Raw genomic sequence first — 15,129 nt, forward strand, 5'->3', positions numbered from 1 at the left:
TAAAAATTAAGATAATTATAATTTCAAAAATTTCTGAAAGGAGTATAAGTATGATTTTAGGCATAAGTAGTGGCAGAAAGAATGGTGTTACAAGTGAGGCTATAAAAGCTATTTTAGAGGCTACAGGTTTGGAATATGAATATATTTCTCTTGCTGGAAAGCGAATTAGTGGCTGTATTGGATGTACTCTTTGTGCATCTGATAATAAATGCTTAAGGCAGATGCAATAATATTTGGAGCTCCAAATTATTTTGGAAGAATGAATGCTCTAGGTCACGCATTATGGGAAAGAACTTTCAGTTTTCGTCATAGAGAAAGCTTTAATTTATCAGGTAAACTTGGAGTTATTGTTGGTGCAGATTACAAAAATAATGATTTTGTAAGGCCTGAAATAGAATATTTTATGCTGAAAAATAAAATGGCAGTACTAGAATCTTTAGAAGTAGATGGTTATTCCCAATGTTACAATTGCGGTTATGGACATGAATGCGGAGTTGGCAAGGTTGTTCAAGATCATGGCTTTTTAGATAAAATTGAAAAAGAGCAATTTCCATCACATTTTAAAGAACAAAAGGAAGCCTGCTTTAATGCAGCTAAAATAGGAAAAATATTGGGATCTACATTGAAAAAGCGTAAAGAAAATGACTTAAGCTAAACTATTAAAAAGCATACTGTAATATGTACATAGCAAAATTATATTATGATGGAGGTATAAAGATGATTGGCAAGTTATTAATAGAAGGAAATAACAAATTAAAGGAAAAAGGTATAGATATAGAAGTCTCAGCGGAAACAGGTAAGGTTTCGGAACTTACAAGGAATTATTTAGATTCAATTATGATTGAATCTCGTGTCATAGATTCTAAAGAAGCTTCAACAGAAATGAAACTTTTTGGAGAAACTTTTAATACACCTATTATGGTAGCTCCATTATCAGGGTTAGGAGGAATATGTTCTAATCCTATGGTAGAGGTGGCAAAAGGAGCTGCAGCAGCGGGAACTGCAATGTGGGTAGGAATTGGAAAAGAAGAGGAGCTTAAGGATATTATTGAAACTGGTGCAAAAACTATAAAGATAATTAAACCATATAAGGATAGTGAGCTTATATTCGAAAAAATATCTCAAGCTGAAAAGGCTGGAGCATTTGCAGTAGGCATGGATATTATCTTTTCCTTTGGTGGTAAAAGAAAAGATAGTTTAGTTAGGCCAGAGCTTATGGCACCTAAAACTCTAGAGGAAATCAAAAGTTATATTCAGTCAACAAAATTGCCATTTATTTTAAAAGGAATTTTAAGTGAAAGCGATGCTCAAAAGGCTTTAGAAGCTGGAGCAGCTGCTATAGTAGTATCTCATCATGGAGGAAATCTTTTAGATTATGCAGTACCACCGCTAAAAATTCTCCCACGCATCGCAAAAGTAATTGGAGGAAGAATTCCTATAATCGTTGATAGTGGAATAATTAGAGGAACCGATGCGTTTAAAGCCCTAGCTTTAGGAGCAAATGGTGTATTAATAGGACGTTCGGTAATGGCAGGCTTAGCAGCTGAAGGAACAGAGGGTGTTGCAAAAATTATAAATGGGACAAGTGCAGAATTGCAAAGAGCCATGAGTTTAACTGGGTCTGTGGATGTAAATAATATTGATCCGGAAGTATTATGGTTTTAAGAGGTTAATTGATGTTATATCAAGTAAAAAATTCAGTAAATTAGGAGTGAATTAAATGATTAAAGCTGTAGTTTTTGATGCATATGGTACCTTGTATGATGTAGATTCTGTAGTTCAAAAATGTGAAGAAATTTTTCCTAAAAAAGGTGCTGAAATAAGCAAAATATGGAGACAAAAGCAGTTAGAGTATTCCTGGCTTAGTGCTTTAATGGACAGATATGAAGATTTTTGGATACTTACCGGAAATGCTTTATGTTATGCCTTAGAAGCGCTTGAGCTGGAATATAATGAGGATATAATAAGAAAAATTCTCAGAGTATATTTGAATTTAAAACTTTATCCAGAAGTTATTGAAGCTTTAGAAGCTTTTCGTCCTTGTAAGCTTGCAATTTTATCTAATGGAACTTCTGAAATGCTTGAAGAGCTAGCAACAAATACTTGTTTAGATAAGCATTTAGATGAGATTTTAAGTGTTGATCCTTTAAAAACCTATAAACCAAATCCTAAAGTTTACAAGCTGGCTGTTGAAAAATTAGGTGTAAATAAAGAGGATATACTATTTGTATCTTCAAACGGGTGGGATGTATCAGGAGCAAAATCTTTTGGATTTATTGTAGGATGGGTTAATCGTCTTAATAAACCAACGGAAAAATTAGGCTTTAAACCTGATTATATTGTTTCTAATCTTAAAGAATTAGTAGAGAAAACTATGAACATACAAAGAGCAAGACAATAGTATTGCAGTAAAATTTAAAATGGGAGGAAATAGCATGAATTTAAAATCGGAATTATTAAAAGTAGATGAGAATTTTATAAAGGTAGCGCCAAAAGACATTATTGATTTATTTGAAAGACAAGCAAAAAAACTTGCACATAAACAAATAGAAAAGGATGCTTTAAAAGTAGGTGATAAATTACCTGATTTCGAACTTCAAAATAGTATTGGACAAAAAATAAATTCTTATGATTTATTGTCAAATGGACCTCTAGTTATAAGTTTTTATAGGGGAGGATGGTGCCCGTATTGTAATCTTGAACTTAGAGCTTACCAAGAAATTTTACCTGAAATTAAAAATTTAGGTGCGCAATTAGTAGGAATTTCACCTGAGCTGCCCGATAACTCCATATCTCTAACAGAAAAATATTCATTAAAATTCCAAATTTTAAGTGATATTGAAAATGAAGTCGCACGTGAATTCGGAATAGTTTATCATGTTGAGGAAGAATTACAAGAAGCTTATAAAAATCTCGGCATAGATTTAGTTTCAACTCAAGGTAACAATAACTATGAATTACCAGTTCCTGCAACATATGTTGTTAATACTAATGGTAATGTAATTTTGTCTTATGTAAACACTGATTACACCAAACGACTAGAGCCAAGCGCAGTTCTAGAGTCTCTTAGGAATTTAGTCTCATAATTTTTTATATGTTTGACAAAGAATACAAGTGAATAATGAATTTTTAATAAAAATTATAAATATAGTCATTTCTTTAAATAAGAAATGACTATATTTCAATATATTTTTATGTGAGGAGAATGAAAAATGAACTTAATCTCTGTAAATCAAGATAAATGTATTAAATGTGGAATTTGTGTAAATGAATGTCCGCAGTACGTATTGCGGCTTGAAAAAAATGGCCCTAAAGAAATTTATCCTGAGGATTGCGTGGCATGTGGGCACTGTGTTGCTATCTGTCCAAATGAAGCTATAGAAAACTTTAAAAGTCCATTAGCCAACCAAGTGAGTTCTAAAAAATATCCTAGATTAAGCCCGGAAGAAGCAGAAAATTTTCTTCGCTTAAGACGATCAATCCGTTCTTATAAAAATACACCTGTCTCAAGGGAGAAATTAAGAGCTTTAGCTAATATTGCACATTTTGCACCTAGTGGACATAATCTGCAGGGCATATCTTACATTATTATAGATGATAGAGAAATACTTGACGAAGCTGTAAATATTGTTATAGGTGAATTAGAAAATAATAATTCAGTTAGCAATTATACTAAACTCTATCGAGAAAAAGGAATTGATACTATTTTGCATGGAGCTCCATGTTTGATTTTGGCAATTGCTGATGTTGACTTTTTAAGAGGAAGAGAGAACTCGATTTTTTCATTATCATATATGGAATTATACGCACCAAGCCTTGGCTTAGGTTCATGCTGGGCTGGATTGTTTGAACGAATTGTTTTAAAAAATAATTCTTTACTATTTAAATTATTGAATATTCCCGATGGGAAAAAAATCACAGGGGCTGTTATGGTTGGATATCCCAAATATGATTATCCAAGATTAACAGATAGAAATCCATTGGAAGTTACTTTTGTAGATTAATAATCTTAGAAACTAAATTTATAATATAATTTTTTAATGCAGAAGAAAAGGACTAGAAAAAGAAATGAATGGGAAAGTTAATTTTGTAAAAGTTGATGTAGATCAAACTTTAGATTTGGCAAACGAATATCAGATATCAAGTTTACCTACTATTGTCATGTTTAAAGATAATCAAAAGATAAAGCAACTTGTAGGTTTTTCCCCAAAGGAAAAAATTAAAGAAATGATTGAAAGCAAATTATAAGTATGTGATGATGCTGCGTATGCAGATAAGAATGCTGGGGTAAATTAGTAAAGAGGAATGAACAATAGAAAGTTTATGAAATATAGATTACTCTAATTATTATGGAGAGGATATATTTGGTTTTCTTGCGAGAGTTTGAAATAGTCTGTGTAAACTTCATGAGGATGATACAATAAATTATCGAATGAAGGGAGCACAGACTATGTCTTTATCTAGAGAATTAATAAAATTGATTTTAAATGACTTAGATACAAAAGCATCTGAGGATGTATAAAATACATTCTTAAATACATTTTTTTAATAATTTTACTATAAGTACAGCCGATAACAATTCTGAAAATTCAATAGCTAAAAATAGTAAAAAAATATAACAAGAAAATTATATTTAGTGGTATGGATGTAAACCATAGTATCTAATTATTAGGATAATAAGACCAAGCATATCTAAGATGGACATATCATTAAATTACTTAAATAGTTAACTGTAATATCCAAGATCAAAAAATATGTAATTTTAGCATAAGTATTCAGTGACACTTCAAATCATTCACATTTTAATATATACTATAAGATAAATAATTCTTATAATAAGGAGCTAATAATATGAAAACAATTGCAGATATAGCTAAATTATCAGGTGTAGCAAAAAGTACAGTTTCACGATATTTAAATGGGGGACCTATAAGTGAATCAACAAAAAGAAAAATTGAAAGTGTTATAAATGAAACTGGATATGTTCCTAATACATTTGCTCAAAGTTTGAAAGCAAAGAAATCTAATATTATAGGCACAATAGTTCCAAGACTTGATTCTTTTGCTTCATCTCAAATACTAATTGGAATTGATGAACAATTAAGAAAATTAAATTACCAAATGTTGATTTCTAATACTAGCCAAGATTTAGAGCGTGAAATTGACAGTATTTATAGTTTAGCAAATCAAAAAGTTGCAGGAATAATATTACTCGCAACACAAATTACTGATAATCATTTAGATGCTTTCAATAAAGTGAAATTACCTGTTATCCTTGTAGGTCAGCAGCATGACAAAGCATATAGTTTTATTCACAATGATGAATTAGCTGGTTACAATATAGGTAAATATGTGATTGAAAAAGGGCATCAAAAAATTGCTTATTTGGGTGTAACTGAAAAGGATATTGCTGTTGGTATGAAAAGAATGGAAGGGTTTAAAAAAGCAATCAGTGAAAAAGAAAATTTTGATGTTAGGTATTACAAAACAAGTTTTAAAATTAGCGATGCAGTAAAAGAGGCATCAAACATAATAGATACTTTTATGCCATCAATTATAGTATGTGCTACAGATAATATTGCGCTTGGAGTTTTAAAAGCAGCAAATTTAAAAGGAATAAGAGTTCCGTTAGATTTATCTATTACAGGGTTTGGTGGGTATGATGTAACAGAGATTATTCATCCAGGTTTAACTACTGTTAAGTTTTATTATAAAGAGGCAGGCTCTGATGCAGCAAATGGTATGATTAAGCTGATAAATGGTGAAACAATACCTAAAGTAAACTTATCAACATTCGAGATTGTTGAGAGAGAAAGCGTTGACAATAAAATTAAATGATAGTATAATTAGCTCATGGAACCGGTTCCTGTAAGCGTTTAAAATTGTGATAAAGGAGAGAAGGAAATATGAGCTATAAAAAATTATCAGAAGACATCCTCCGACTAATTGGAGGAAAAGAAAATGTATTAAGTCTTACGCATTGTGCTACTAGATTAAGGTTTAAATTAAAAGATAGCAAAAGGGCGAATAAAGAAGAACTAGAAAAACTAGATATCTTAAAAGTCATAGAAGGATCAGGACAATTCCAAGTGGTAATTGGACCCCAAGTAGGGAGCGTATATGATGAAGTGATGAGATTAGGTAATTTTGGTGCACTAACTAATTCTTTAGATGGCAATGAAGAAAAAGGAAGTTTATTTGCAAGAATATCTGATACAATATCAGGAAGTTTTACACCTTTAATTCCGGTGTTGTGTGGTTCAGGTCTCTTGAAAGCTCTCATAGCAATTCTTACTACCCTCGGATGGCTTTCTGATAAAAGTGGTACGTATTCTATATTATCAGCAGCATCTAATGGATTCTTTTATTTTTTACCAGTAATATTAGGTGTAACAATAGCTCTAAAGATTGGTGCGAATCCATATGTTGCAGCTACAATTGGAGCTGCTTTATTGGAACCAAACTTTACAGGATTATTAAAAGCTGGTGGAACAAGTTCATTTATAGGTATACCAGTAGTATTAATGGACTACTCATCTACTGTACTTCCTATTTTCGTGGCTATTTGTATTTATGGACTATTGGAAAAGTTTTTAAAGAAGATTATGCATGAACAGCTTCATTTGATTTTTGTTCCAATGGTGTCATTAATGATCATGGTTCCGTTAACAGTACTTGCTTTTGGACCATTTGGAGTGTACGTAGGTAAATTAATTGCATTAAGTACAAGTTATCTTATTGGTAAGAGTGCTTTCCTAGCAGGATTATTATTAAGCGGACTATGGATACCAATTGTGGTTCTAGGACTTCATTGGGCAATTATTCCTATTATGATATCAAATATGTCAACTAATGGTGTTGATCCACTACTAGGAATTGCAATGAGTACTATTTGGGTTTCAGGTGGTGCGGCTTTAGGAGTATTACTAAAGACTAAAGATAAAAATCTTAAAGCAATAGCTGGATCTGCATTAGTTCCTTGTGTGCTATCAGGTATTACAGAACCTATCATCTATGGTATATTTTTTAGATATAAGCGTTCATTTGCATATTCGATAATTATGAGTGGAATTTCAGGTGCAGTTGCTGCAGTGTTAGGTGTTAATGCGACTCAATTAGCTGGTGGATTATTTACTATTCCAACCTTTAAACCAGTATCTGGATACTTAATAGTTATTGCCATTGCTTTTATTGGTACTATGTTGCTTCATTTGTTATTTGGTTTTGAAAATAAATCAATGGATAAGATAGATGCTAATGAATCTCTTGTAAAAGAACAAAGTATTGCAAGTCCATTAACAGGGATAGTTAAAAAGTTAAGTCAAGTAAACGATCCAGCTTTTTCATCTGAATCAATGGGAAAAGGAGTGGCAATTGAACCGACAATTGGAAACGTTTTGTCACCTGTGAATGGTGAAATCTTAGCGATTTTCCCAACTGGGCATGCTATTGGCATAAAGTCAGATGCAGGAGCAGAGATCTTAATACACATTGGAATTAACACCGTAGAATTGGAAGGAAAGTATTTCGAAACACATGTTAAAAAAGGGGATAAGGTTAAGACGGGAGAATTACTTGTAAGTTTTGATATAGAAAAAATAAAAGAAGAAGGTTATGAGGTAATTACACCAATAGTTATTACAAATTCAGCGGCGTATAAAGATATAATTCAAACAAACAAGGAAAATATTCGGGCAAATGAAACTTTATTAAGTTTATCAATCTAAGATTATATACTTAAAGTATATTTGTTTCTTAAAGTAAAGTAGCATTTAGTAAGAGTGATAGCAGGTGAAAAAATGATAACAGAAAAAATTCAATTATTTAAAGATAATCCATACTCAAATCTATTTACCTATATATTGGATGCACAGATATCTACGAATGTATTCAAAAAGAGGCCGGCAATTATTATATGCCCTGGAGGCAGTTATTTGTTTACAGCAACAAAAGAAGGGGAACCAGTAGCATCAAATTTTATAGCTAAAGGTTACCATACGTTTGTACTTCGTTATCGTACGTATTTTAAGGAAAGAATGACTGATATAAATAAAATACCTGATATAAATGAAACAGCACATTATCCTGAACATATATATGATTTATTAGAATCAATACGTATAATTAAAGAAAATGCAGAAAAATGGTATATTGATTCAGATAATATTTTTGTTTTGGGATTTTCAGCAGGCGCACATGTAGCTGCATCGTTAGGCGTAAAATGGGATGATGATTTCTTATTAAAAAGATTTGATAAAAAAGTAGATTCAGCTTTCTTTAAACCAAAAGGGATTTTGTTATGCTATCCTTTATTAGATATAAAAATGTTAATAGAAAATGTAACAAAAAGTGAAGATAAGGAGCTTAGAAGACAAGCAGATTTTATTAGTAAAGCTGTGTCTGGCTGCAAAAATCCAACAAAAGAACAAGTAGATGAGTTGAATATAAAAAATCATATTCGAGAAGATATGCCGCCTGTGTTTTTATGGCATACTTATGATGATGCAATAACAAGTCCAGAAGATTCAGCAGAGTTTATTTGTGGATTAATTCGTCATAATGTAAACTGCGAATTTCATTTGTTTGCTCATGGCAGGCACGGTATGGCTTTATGTGATGAGACTTCTGCTAGTACTGAAAATGATATTAATAAAGAATGTGCAGAATGGGTAAAACTTGCAGATAACTGGATAAAAATTCAAATGAATGCATGATAAAGAAAAATGTGATTCAGAAATAATCGATATAATATTTTTCAATAATAGTAATTTCATACAAGGGACATTACTTGATGTATTAATAAATATAGTATATAGTTAACTTATTAAAATCAATTGTAGGTAAAGTAAAATTTATAAAGATGATAATATATATAAGTAAGTTTAGAAAATATATTATCTTCTGATAACCGGTATTCCATAGGAGTTCATTAATTAGATTAATAAATGAAAATCTATGATGAAATTTAATACCTGTGGAACCGGTTCCTGCAACTTTTATTGTTTTCATTGAAAGGAGTTTGACATAAATGGAGTGGCACAAAGAAAAAAAGTATCGTCGAATAGAGGACATGAGTAAGGAAGAGTTTGAATTACTTATATCAAGGGTTAATAGCTGTCCATGGCGTCAGACCTATCATATACAGCCTATTTCAGGATTACTTAATGATCCAAATGGTTTTTCTTTTTATAATGGAGAATATCATTTGTTTTATCAATGGCACCCATTAGGACCTGTACACGGATTAAAATATTGGTATCATAGTAAATCAAAAGATCTTGTGCATTGGGAGAACGTTGGGATAGGTTTAAAACCTGATACGTATTTTGATAGTCATGGAGTATATTCAGGAAGTGCAATTAAACACGATGGAAAATTATATTTGTTTTATACTGGAAACACATATGATAAAAATTTAGAGAGACATCCATATCAGTGTATAGCCGCTATGGATGAGCATGGAAATATATCCAAATTAGAAAGACCTTTTGTAAATGAGGTGCCTGAAGGATATACAGAACATTTTCGCGATCCTAAAGTGTGGAAAGAAGGAGAAGAATTTTATGCTATTATAGGAGCTCAAAGAATTGATAAGACTGGATGTACCGTCTTATATAGTTCAAAAAATTTATTGGACTGGATATTTGAAGGAGAAATTCAGACAAGCTTAAATCCATTTGGCTATATGTGGGAATGCCCAGATTATTTTGAAATAGACAACCGAGGTATAATGATATTCTCACCGCAAGGGCTAAAACCTTTAGAAGATAAATATAAAAATATATACCAATCTGGGTATATATTAGGAGAAAAATTAGATTTGAAGCAAAAATTGTTTAAGCATGGGGAATTTACTGAGCTTGATAGGGGATTTGATTTTTATGCTCCTCAAACGATGAAGGCTCCAGATGGCAGACGTATTTTAATCGGCTGGATGGGCTTACCTGAAATAGAATATCCTACAGATAAAAATGGATGGGCACATTGCTTGACTCTACCAAGAGAATTGTCTATTGAAAATGGTAAGGTAGTGCAGAAGCCTATTCGTGAACTTCAAAACCTTCGTAAAGAAGAAGTTAAGATATCTGATAGTATTTTTAATGAAGTGAAAATGTATGATGGATTTTCAGGTATCACTTATGAACTGATATGTGAATTTGAATATGAAGATGGCTCTGAATTTGGTATAATATTTAGAGGTAATGAAGAAGAAAAAACTGTTATCAAGTATGATTCAGCTCAAAAAAAAGTCACATTAGATCGGACTCTATCAGGTAAAGAGGTAGCAGTAGAGTATGGCAGCGAAAGAGCATGCAAAATTTATGCTGATAGAATAAAGATTCATTTATTTGTTGACTTTTCATCTGTTGAGATTTTTGTGAATGATGGAGAAGAAGTATTTACAGCTAGAATTTTTCCAAATCAAAATAGTAAAGATATTCGTTTTTTTGCAATGAAGGCTCCAGCTAAGTTTAAAGCAGTAAAATGGGATTATTAATAGAGGATTATTAGAAGAAATGAGGTGTATTCAATTGGGAAAATTATTTTCAATTGGTGAAGTTTTAATAGATTTTATTCCGTTACAAAAGGGAAAAGCTTTAAAAGATGTATCATCTTTTGAAAGGGCACCAGGAGGTGCCCCAGCAAATGTAGCTGCTGCTGTTGCAAAGTTTGGAGGGAATTCAGCGTTGATTACAAAAGTAGGAGTAGACGCTTTTGGTGATTTTCTTTTAGAGCAGCTTACACATTTTGGAGTGAGTACTGATAAGATTTTAAGAACAAAAGAAGCTAATACTGGTCTAGCTTTTGTATCGTTGCGAGAGGATGGTGAACGTGACTTTTCATTTTATCGTAAGCCTTCTGCAGATTTATTACTCATGGATACAGAAATAGAAGAAAATTGGTTTCATGAAGGTGATATCTTACATTTTTGTTCTGTAGATTTAGTAGAAAGCCCTATGAAGGGAGCTCATATTAAAGCAATTAAGTCAGTTAAAACTCATAGCGGGCTTATTAGTTTTGATCCTAATGTACGGTTACCTCTTTGGAATGATCCAGAAGAATGCAGAAAAACAATTTTAGAATTTATCCCAATGGCACATATCTTAAAGGTATCAGACGAAGAGTTAGAGTTTATTACAGGAATTTCTGATGAAAGAAAAGCAATTGCATCTTTGTTTAAAGGGGATGTAAAAGTGGTGATTTTTACAAAAGGCTCAGAAGGTGCAGAACTTTATGTAAAAGATAAGAAATATGAATCTATGGGATATGATGTTAAAGTTGAAGATACTACAGGTGCAGGAGATGCATTTATTGGAGGAGTTTTATACCAGCTTCTAAATAGAAAAGTAAATCAAAACAATTTGGTGGATATAATTGAAGAATTTCATGAAGATATTCTTAGGTTTGCAAATGCAAGTGGGGCACTTACTACAACTAAAAAAGGGGCTATTTCAGCTATTCCATCTAAAGAAAGTATATTTTCATTAACTCGACTTATGGATTAATTTAATAAACTTCTTTGTATTATTGTAAAAAATGGCGTAACTGCCTCAAATATATTGCAACTATTGATTGAGAAATATAAAATATCTAAAATAGTTATGTCATTACGTTTTTTCTTGAAAGAATTAGAACCATAAATTATAATTTGGTTACTTAATTTTAATAGCTAATATATTAAGAATTTAAGCAGCAAAGTCAAAACAGAGATAAATTTAAAGGCGATAAACATTTAAAAGTTAATGTTTATCGCCTTTTCTCAAGCTACATTATGAGAATCATCGGAATTATCTGTATCTATAGCTACTCCAAGTTTAGCAGATATTATGGTATTGAGTTTATTAATTGATGTTGATAAGTTATCAATTTGTTTTTCTAACCGGATTAATAGATATGCGGCAACAGCCACTGCAAATCCATTATTAACTATTGAGTTAACTAATTCATTTAAATCCATAATCTTTCACCTCCTGCATAGGATATATGACTAAAATTAATAAGTCACAGTAAGAAAGATAAATAATTAAATAATAGTTATGGATAAAAACTTTATAGTGTTATTTCTGAGAACCGCCTTCATTAACTATGTAATTATAATAGTTAGCTATAGCTAGATCAACTATTGTACTTACATAAGTGTTTAAATTAGGATGTATGCTCTTTAGTTCATTAATCTTTCTAACAGTAGAAGCTCTAAGCATATAGGTTCTTTTAGTATCTAGAAATTCTCCATCAATAGGTGGTGCCATACCATTTGCAACTGGAGTCTTTCGGTTATCTGAAGGGAATTTATCGTTAGATATATCAAAAGTTTTAGTTGAATTTTTAGGTGTAATATTATTCTTAGATACTTTAGTTTCGGTTATGGATACAGATCTATTATTGGAATCAGCTGAAGAGCATGCAGTAGTATTATTTAGAACTGAAGAATCTTTAGCAGTATCAATCGTGTTAAGACTATCAGTTTCATCATCATCAAAAGAAAAAGATGAAATGCAGTTTCCAGCTGCAACTGGTTCTGAGGAAAAACCTATTATCTCTTCATTTTCATCAGGTGCAAAATCATTTTTAGGTGGTTCGATTTGTTTTCTTCTACGCATAAGTGTTCTCCTTTACTAATATTCCTACTTAGTATATATGCTAAAATATTGCATATTCTAATATGGTTTACTGTAAATATTCTGTACAATATTTATTCAGAAGAATATTACAATATAAGAATATATATTTTGAAGAATATAAGAATATATATTCTGAACAATATTACCATAAATATTCTTTAGAATATGCTTGAAAAATGCGGCTTAAGAAGGCATTGATATAAAAATATTATTGATTTTTAATGTTATTTTAAAGCCTAAAACATATATCCATAATAGCAGCAGATAGAGTTTTATTCATCCAGGAGCGTGCAGCAGTTAGCGCCACTTGAAGAAGTGAGTGTGTTACGGATGCTAGCTATCGGATAAATTTCTTTGAAGCTGCAAATAAATTATTGTTATTGGAGTGTGTATGGTTATGATTAAAGATGAAATTAATATTAATTCAGAAGATAGGAAAGTGTTTGATAAGAAACAGATTGCTCTTGCCATTAGAAATTCAACTTTTGATGATGAGCTGTCTTGTTCCTTATTGGATGAGGAGATATTAAATAAATGTGAAGGGTGTTCTCTTAAATATATTTGTGATGGAATTGATAAAGTAGCTGAAGATTATCTTAATAAGACAACAAAGATTGTAAATAGCTTTTCATTTGAATAAAATAATATAAAGTAAATATATTGCAAAGAAAAAACCAAGGTTTATGTGACCTTGGTTTTTAAGCGTGGGCATTTTAATAATTTAGGGAGATATAATCATAATCTATATAGGACGTCTCCATTTATAAATAAACTATAGCAGGTATGATAAAATAACCTCTACATCTAGTATATATGATAAAGTAGCATAAATCCTATGGAGAGGTGTATAAAAAATGAGTAATTTTATAAATGTCTTTTTTATAGTTAGGATAATGTTGGATAGATTTTATGCTATAATTTGTGATATAAATAATATGATTTTTAGGAATGCAAAAGATAAGTATAAGTTTAAACGTAAATTAAAGTAAGTGAAATAATTCTTACTATCTATTTAAAACTTGAGATTTTGGATAGAAAACAAGAAATGGAGATAAAGGAATTCACAATTCTTTAAATGAAGTATTGAAATATGTTTTTATAACTATATATTAGTAAGTGAAAAGTGGGGAAGGGAATCAAGTTGAAATTGAAAAAGATTAATTTAATCAGCTTATAGAAATAAATGGACAATTAATAACAATTTATTAGGGATAAGGAAGAAAAAATAATATTATTAATAAAGAAATAAATGTAAAAAATAGTAATTCTCAATTTAAAAAGGGTGGTGTAAAAATGCAAAGCATAGATTATAAAAAATTTCAGCAAGTACTAAAAGAAACTAAAGGAATTCATAATTCCTTAAATGAAGTATTAAAATATGATTTCATATATCATTCAAATAAAATAGAAGGAAGTACTTTTACAACAGAAGCATTGCAGCTTTTATTTGAAAAAAATATAGTCCAAGGAACTCATAAATTAGATGATGTTCAAGAAACAGTAAATTCCTTTTATACATTTGATATGGTAATTGATACTTTAGATAAAAAGCTTACGTTAGACATGATAAAGGAATGGCATGGAAGTTTAATGTATAGAACTAGCTTATATGATATGGGACTTGCTGGAGTATTTAAAAAATATCAAAATAAAATACTAGGAGCTGATTTTGAAACATCAAGTCCTTTGGAAGTTGAAGATAAGTTAAATGCCTTGATAAATAATTTTAATTCATTAGGAAAAGTAACAATAGAGGATATAGCAATATTTCATCTAGAATTTGAAGTCATTCATCCATTTCAAGATGGCAATGGCAGAATAGGACGATTTATATATTTAAAACAGTTACTAGATAATAGATTGGAACTAAAATACATGAACGGTGAATCAGCTGATGAATACAGAAAAGCATTAGGGGCTGCTTCAAAAGATAATATCAAACCATTAACTCAATATATAGAAAATCAAAAAGATTTTATAGTAGAGAATAAAAACATGTTTTAATAATTAAGAATTAAGAGATGGTCAACAATCTTAAAAGAAAAAGATAAATGCTAAGGTTGGAACTATAACTTCTGATGAAGAAAGATTTATGAATTGGGGAAGCATTGACAGAATAGATATTGCTAGTCTAGATATACCTCAATATGAGGTAATGCTTAGAGGGATGTTAGGTAAAGACAGAATTCTAGACATAATAGAAAACTTTATATTATTCCAAGAATCTAATAAATCAGATTGTGATGCTGAAGGAAATAAAATTGGAGATAAAAAAACCATAATTAAGATCTTAGCAGGTTATCATTAATATTTTGCAGTAAAAAAAGCAGTTGAAAAAACTAAGATTGCTAGTAGAACAGAAGGTGATAGAAAGATTGGTGTTGTTTGGCATACTTAAGGGTCTGGTAAGAGTTTTTCAATGGTATTTTATGCGGGTCAGCTTGTTAAAAAATAAAAGAACTTTTATTAGAAAGATTAGTAGCAGATGCTAAAAATAAAGCATTAA

The 15,129-nt window shown here is 30.6% G+C and carries 18 protein-coding genes; 16 read left to right on the top strand and 2 right to left on the bottom strand.

The features are described from left to right. Positions 1-50 precede the first annotated feature (50 nt). From CDLVIII_RS31960 to CDLVIII_RS11820, 12 genes are all read left to right on the top strand, one after another. Positions 51-230, top strand: coding sequence for a hypothetical protein (locus CDLVIII_RS31960; RefSeq protein WP_242835897.1), 180 nt, complete (start codon positions 51-53; stop codon positions 228-230). After that, the gene (locus CDLVIII_RS11770; protein WP_242835898.1) at positions 209-655 is read left to right on the top strand and encodes a flavodoxin family protein; all 447 of its coding nucleotides are present in this window, start codon (positions 209-211) and stop codon (positions 653-655) included. The genes CDLVIII_RS31960 and CDLVIII_RS11770 overlap by 22 nt, the downstream gene beginning before the upstream one ends. A 62-nt stretch (positions 656-717) precedes the next feature. Continuing rightward, positions 718-1,665: an alpha-hydroxy-acid oxidizing protein gene (locus tag CDLVIII_RS11775; protein ID WP_009169678.1), complete on the top strand. Its 948-nt coding sequence runs from the start codon at positions 718-720 to the stop codon at positions 1,663-1,665. 55 nt (positions 1,666-1,720) lie between these two features. Next, a complete protein-coding gene (locus CDLVIII_RS11780; protein WP_009169679.1) occupies positions 1,721-2,401 on the top strand; it encodes a haloacid dehalogenase type II in 681 nt (226 codons plus the stop codon). 34 nt (positions 2,402-2,435) lie between these two features. Then, the gene (locus tag CDLVIII_RS11785; protein ID WP_009169680.1) at positions 2,436-3,086 is read left to right on the top strand and encodes a peroxiredoxin-like family protein; all 651 of its coding nucleotides are present in this window, start codon (positions 2,436-2,438) and stop codon (positions 3,084-3,086) included. Positions 3,087-3,212: 126 nt separating this feature from the next. Continuing rightward, positions 3,213-4,004, top strand: a complete 792-nt coding sequence (locus CDLVIII_RS11790) for a nitroreductase family protein (RefSeq protein ID WP_009169681.1) — start codon at positions 3,213-3,215, stop codon at positions 4,002-4,004. A 64-nt stretch (positions 4,005-4,068) separates the two neighbouring features. Continuing rightward, on the top strand, positions 4,069-4,248 hold the full coding sequence (locus tag CDLVIII_RS11795; protein ID WP_050816256.1) for a thioredoxin family protein: 180 nt from the start codon (positions 4,069-4,071) through the stop codon (positions 4,246-4,248). Positions 4,249-4,851: 603 nt separating this feature from the next. Beyond that, on the top strand, positions 4,852-5,838 hold the full coding sequence (locus CDLVIII_RS11800; RefSeq protein WP_009169682.1) for a LacI family DNA-binding transcriptional regulator: 987 nt from the start codon (positions 4,852-4,854) through the stop codon (positions 5,836-5,838). Between the two features lie 68 nt (positions 5,839-5,906). Next, on the top strand, positions 5,907-7,727 hold the full coding sequence (locus CDLVIII_RS11805; protein WP_009169683.1) for a beta-glucoside-specific PTS transporter subunit IIABC: 1,821 nt from the start codon (positions 5,907-5,909) through the stop codon (positions 7,725-7,727). A gap of 72 nt (positions 7,728-7,799) precedes the next feature. After that, positions 7,800-8,714 carry an alpha/beta hydrolase gene (locus CDLVIII_RS11810; RefSeq protein ID WP_009169684.1) on the top strand — a complete coding sequence of 305 codons (915 nt, stop codon included), beginning with the start codon at positions 7,800-7,802 and terminating at the stop codon, positions 8,712-8,714. Positions 8,715-9,028: 314 nt separating this feature from the next. Then, entirely contained in the window at positions 9,029-10,498 is a 1,470-nt protein-coding gene (locus CDLVIII_RS11815; RefSeq protein ID WP_009169685.1) for a sucrose-6-phosphate hydrolase, read from the top strand. A gap of 34 nt (positions 10,499-10,532) precedes the next feature. Beyond that, entirely contained in the window at positions 10,533-11,507 is a 975-nt protein-coding gene (locus tag CDLVIII_RS11820; protein ID WP_035301745.1) for a carbohydrate kinase, read from the top strand. A 254-nt stretch (positions 11,508-11,761) separates the two neighbouring features. Here CDLVIII_RS11820 and CDLVIII_RS11825 read toward each other — a convergent pair whose 3' ends face one another. Continuing rightward, positions 11,762-11,959 (bottom strand): YvrJ family protein, encoded by a 198-nt coding sequence (locus CDLVIII_RS11825; RefSeq protein WP_009169687.1) that lies wholly within the window; start codon positions 11,957-11,959, stop codon positions 11,762-11,764. A gap of 100 nt (positions 11,960-12,059) precedes the next feature. Continuing rightward, on the bottom strand, positions 12,060-12,602 hold the full coding sequence (locus CDLVIII_RS11830) for a hypothetical protein (RefSeq protein WP_009169688.1): 543 nt from the start codon (positions 12,600-12,602) through the stop codon (positions 12,060-12,062). Positions 12,603-13,020: 418 nt separating this feature from the next. Here CDLVIII_RS11830 and CDLVIII_RS11835 point away from each other — a divergent pair, with 418 nt between their 5' ends. From CDLVIII_RS11835 to CDLVIII_RS31235, 4 genes are all read left to right on the top strand, one after another. Then, complete coding sequence (locus CDLVIII_RS11835; protein ID WP_035302237.1) at positions 13,021-13,263, top strand: hypothetical protein; 243 nt, start codon at positions 13,021-13,023, stop codon at positions 13,261-13,263. 214 nt (positions 13,264-13,477) lie between these two features. Next, entirely contained in the window at positions 13,478-13,612 is a 135-nt protein-coding gene (locus tag CDLVIII_RS32500; protein ID WP_009169690.1) for a hypothetical protein, read from the top strand. A 304-nt stretch (positions 13,613-13,916) separates the two neighbouring features. Beyond that, positions 13,917-14,627 carry a Fic family protein gene (locus CDLVIII_RS11840; RefSeq protein WP_009169691.1) on the top strand — a complete coding sequence of 237 codons (711 nt, stop codon included), beginning with the start codon at positions 13,917-13,919 and terminating at the stop codon, positions 14,625-14,627. A gap of 88 nt (positions 14,628-14,715) precedes the next feature. Beyond that, a complete protein-coding gene (locus CDLVIII_RS31235) occupies positions 14,716-14,931 on the top strand; it encodes a hypothetical protein (RefSeq protein WP_035301746.1) in 216 nt (71 codons plus the stop codon). Positions 14,932-15,129 lie beyond the last annotated feature (198 nt).

The organism is Clostridium sp. DL-VIII (assembly GCF_000230835.1).
Lineage (GTDB): Bacteria > Bacillota > Clostridia > Clostridiales > Clostridiaceae > Clostridium.

Bases quoted from the DNA above. Each gene is read 5' to 3' on its own strand.
- CDLVIII_RS11785 (WP_009169680.1), top strand. From the start codon at position 2,436: ATGAATTTAAAATCGGAATTATTAAAAGTAGATGAGAATTTTATAAAG.
- CDLVIII_RS31960 (WP_242835897.1), top strand. From the start codon at position 51: ATGATTTTAGGCATAAGTAGTGGCAGAAAGAATGGTGTTACAAGTGAG.
- CDLVIII_RS11800 (WP_009169682.1), top strand. From the start codon at position 4,852: ATGAAAACAATTGCAGATATAGCTAAATTATCAGGTGTAGCAAAAAGT.
- CDLVIII_RS11780 (WP_009169679.1), top strand. From the start codon at position 1,721: ATGATTAAAGCTGTAGTTTTTGATGCATATGGTACCTTGTATGATGTA.
- CDLVIII_RS31235 (WP_035301746.1), top strand. From the start codon at position 14,716: ATGAATTGGGGAAGCATTGACAGAATAGATATTGCTAGTCTAGATATA.
- CDLVIII_RS11795 (WP_050816256.1), top strand. From the start codon at position 4,069: ATGAATGGGAAAGTTAATTTTGTAAAAGTTGATGTAGATCAAACTTTA.
- CDLVIII_RS11810 (WP_009169684.1), top strand. From the start codon at position 7,800: ATGATAACAGAAAAAATTCAATTATTTAAAGATAATCCATACTCAAAT.
- CDLVIII_RS11805 (WP_009169683.1), top strand. From the start codon at position 5,907: ATGAGCTATAAAAAATTATCAGAAGACATCCTCCGACTAATTGGAGGA.
- CDLVIII_RS32500 (WP_009169690.1), top strand. From the start codon at position 13,478: ATGAGTAATTTTATAAATGTCTTTTTTATAGTTAGGATAATGTTGGAT.
- CDLVIII_RS11790 (WP_009169681.1), top strand. From the start codon at position 3,213: ATGAACTTAATCTCTGTAAATCAAGATAAATGTATTAAATGTGGAATT.
- CDLVIII_RS11835 (WP_035302237.1), top strand. From the start codon at position 13,021: ATGATTAAAGATGAAATTAATATTAATTCAGAAGATAGGAAAGTGTTT.
- CDLVIII_RS11770 (WP_242835898.1), top strand. From the start codon at position 209: ATGCTTAAGGCAGATGCAATAATATTTGGAGCTCCAAATTATTTTGGA.
- CDLVIII_RS11840 (WP_009169691.1), top strand. From the start codon at position 13,917: ATGCAAAGCATAGATTATAAAAAATTTCAGCAAGTACTAAAAGAAACT.
- CDLVIII_RS11830 (WP_009169688.1), bottom strand. From the start codon at position 12,602: ATGCGTAGAAGAAAACAAATCGAACCACCTAAAAATGATTTTGCACCT.
- CDLVIII_RS11775 (WP_009169678.1), top strand. From the start codon at position 718: ATGATTGGCAAGTTATTAATAGAAGGAAATAACAAATTAAAGGAAAAA.
- CDLVIII_RS11815 (WP_009169685.1), top strand. From the start codon at position 9,029: ATGGAGTGGCACAAAGAAAAAAAGTATCGTCGAATAGAGGACATGAGT.
- CDLVIII_RS11825 (WP_009169687.1), bottom strand. From the start codon at position 11,959: ATGGATTTAAATGAATTAGTTAACTCAATAGTTAATAATGGATTTGCA.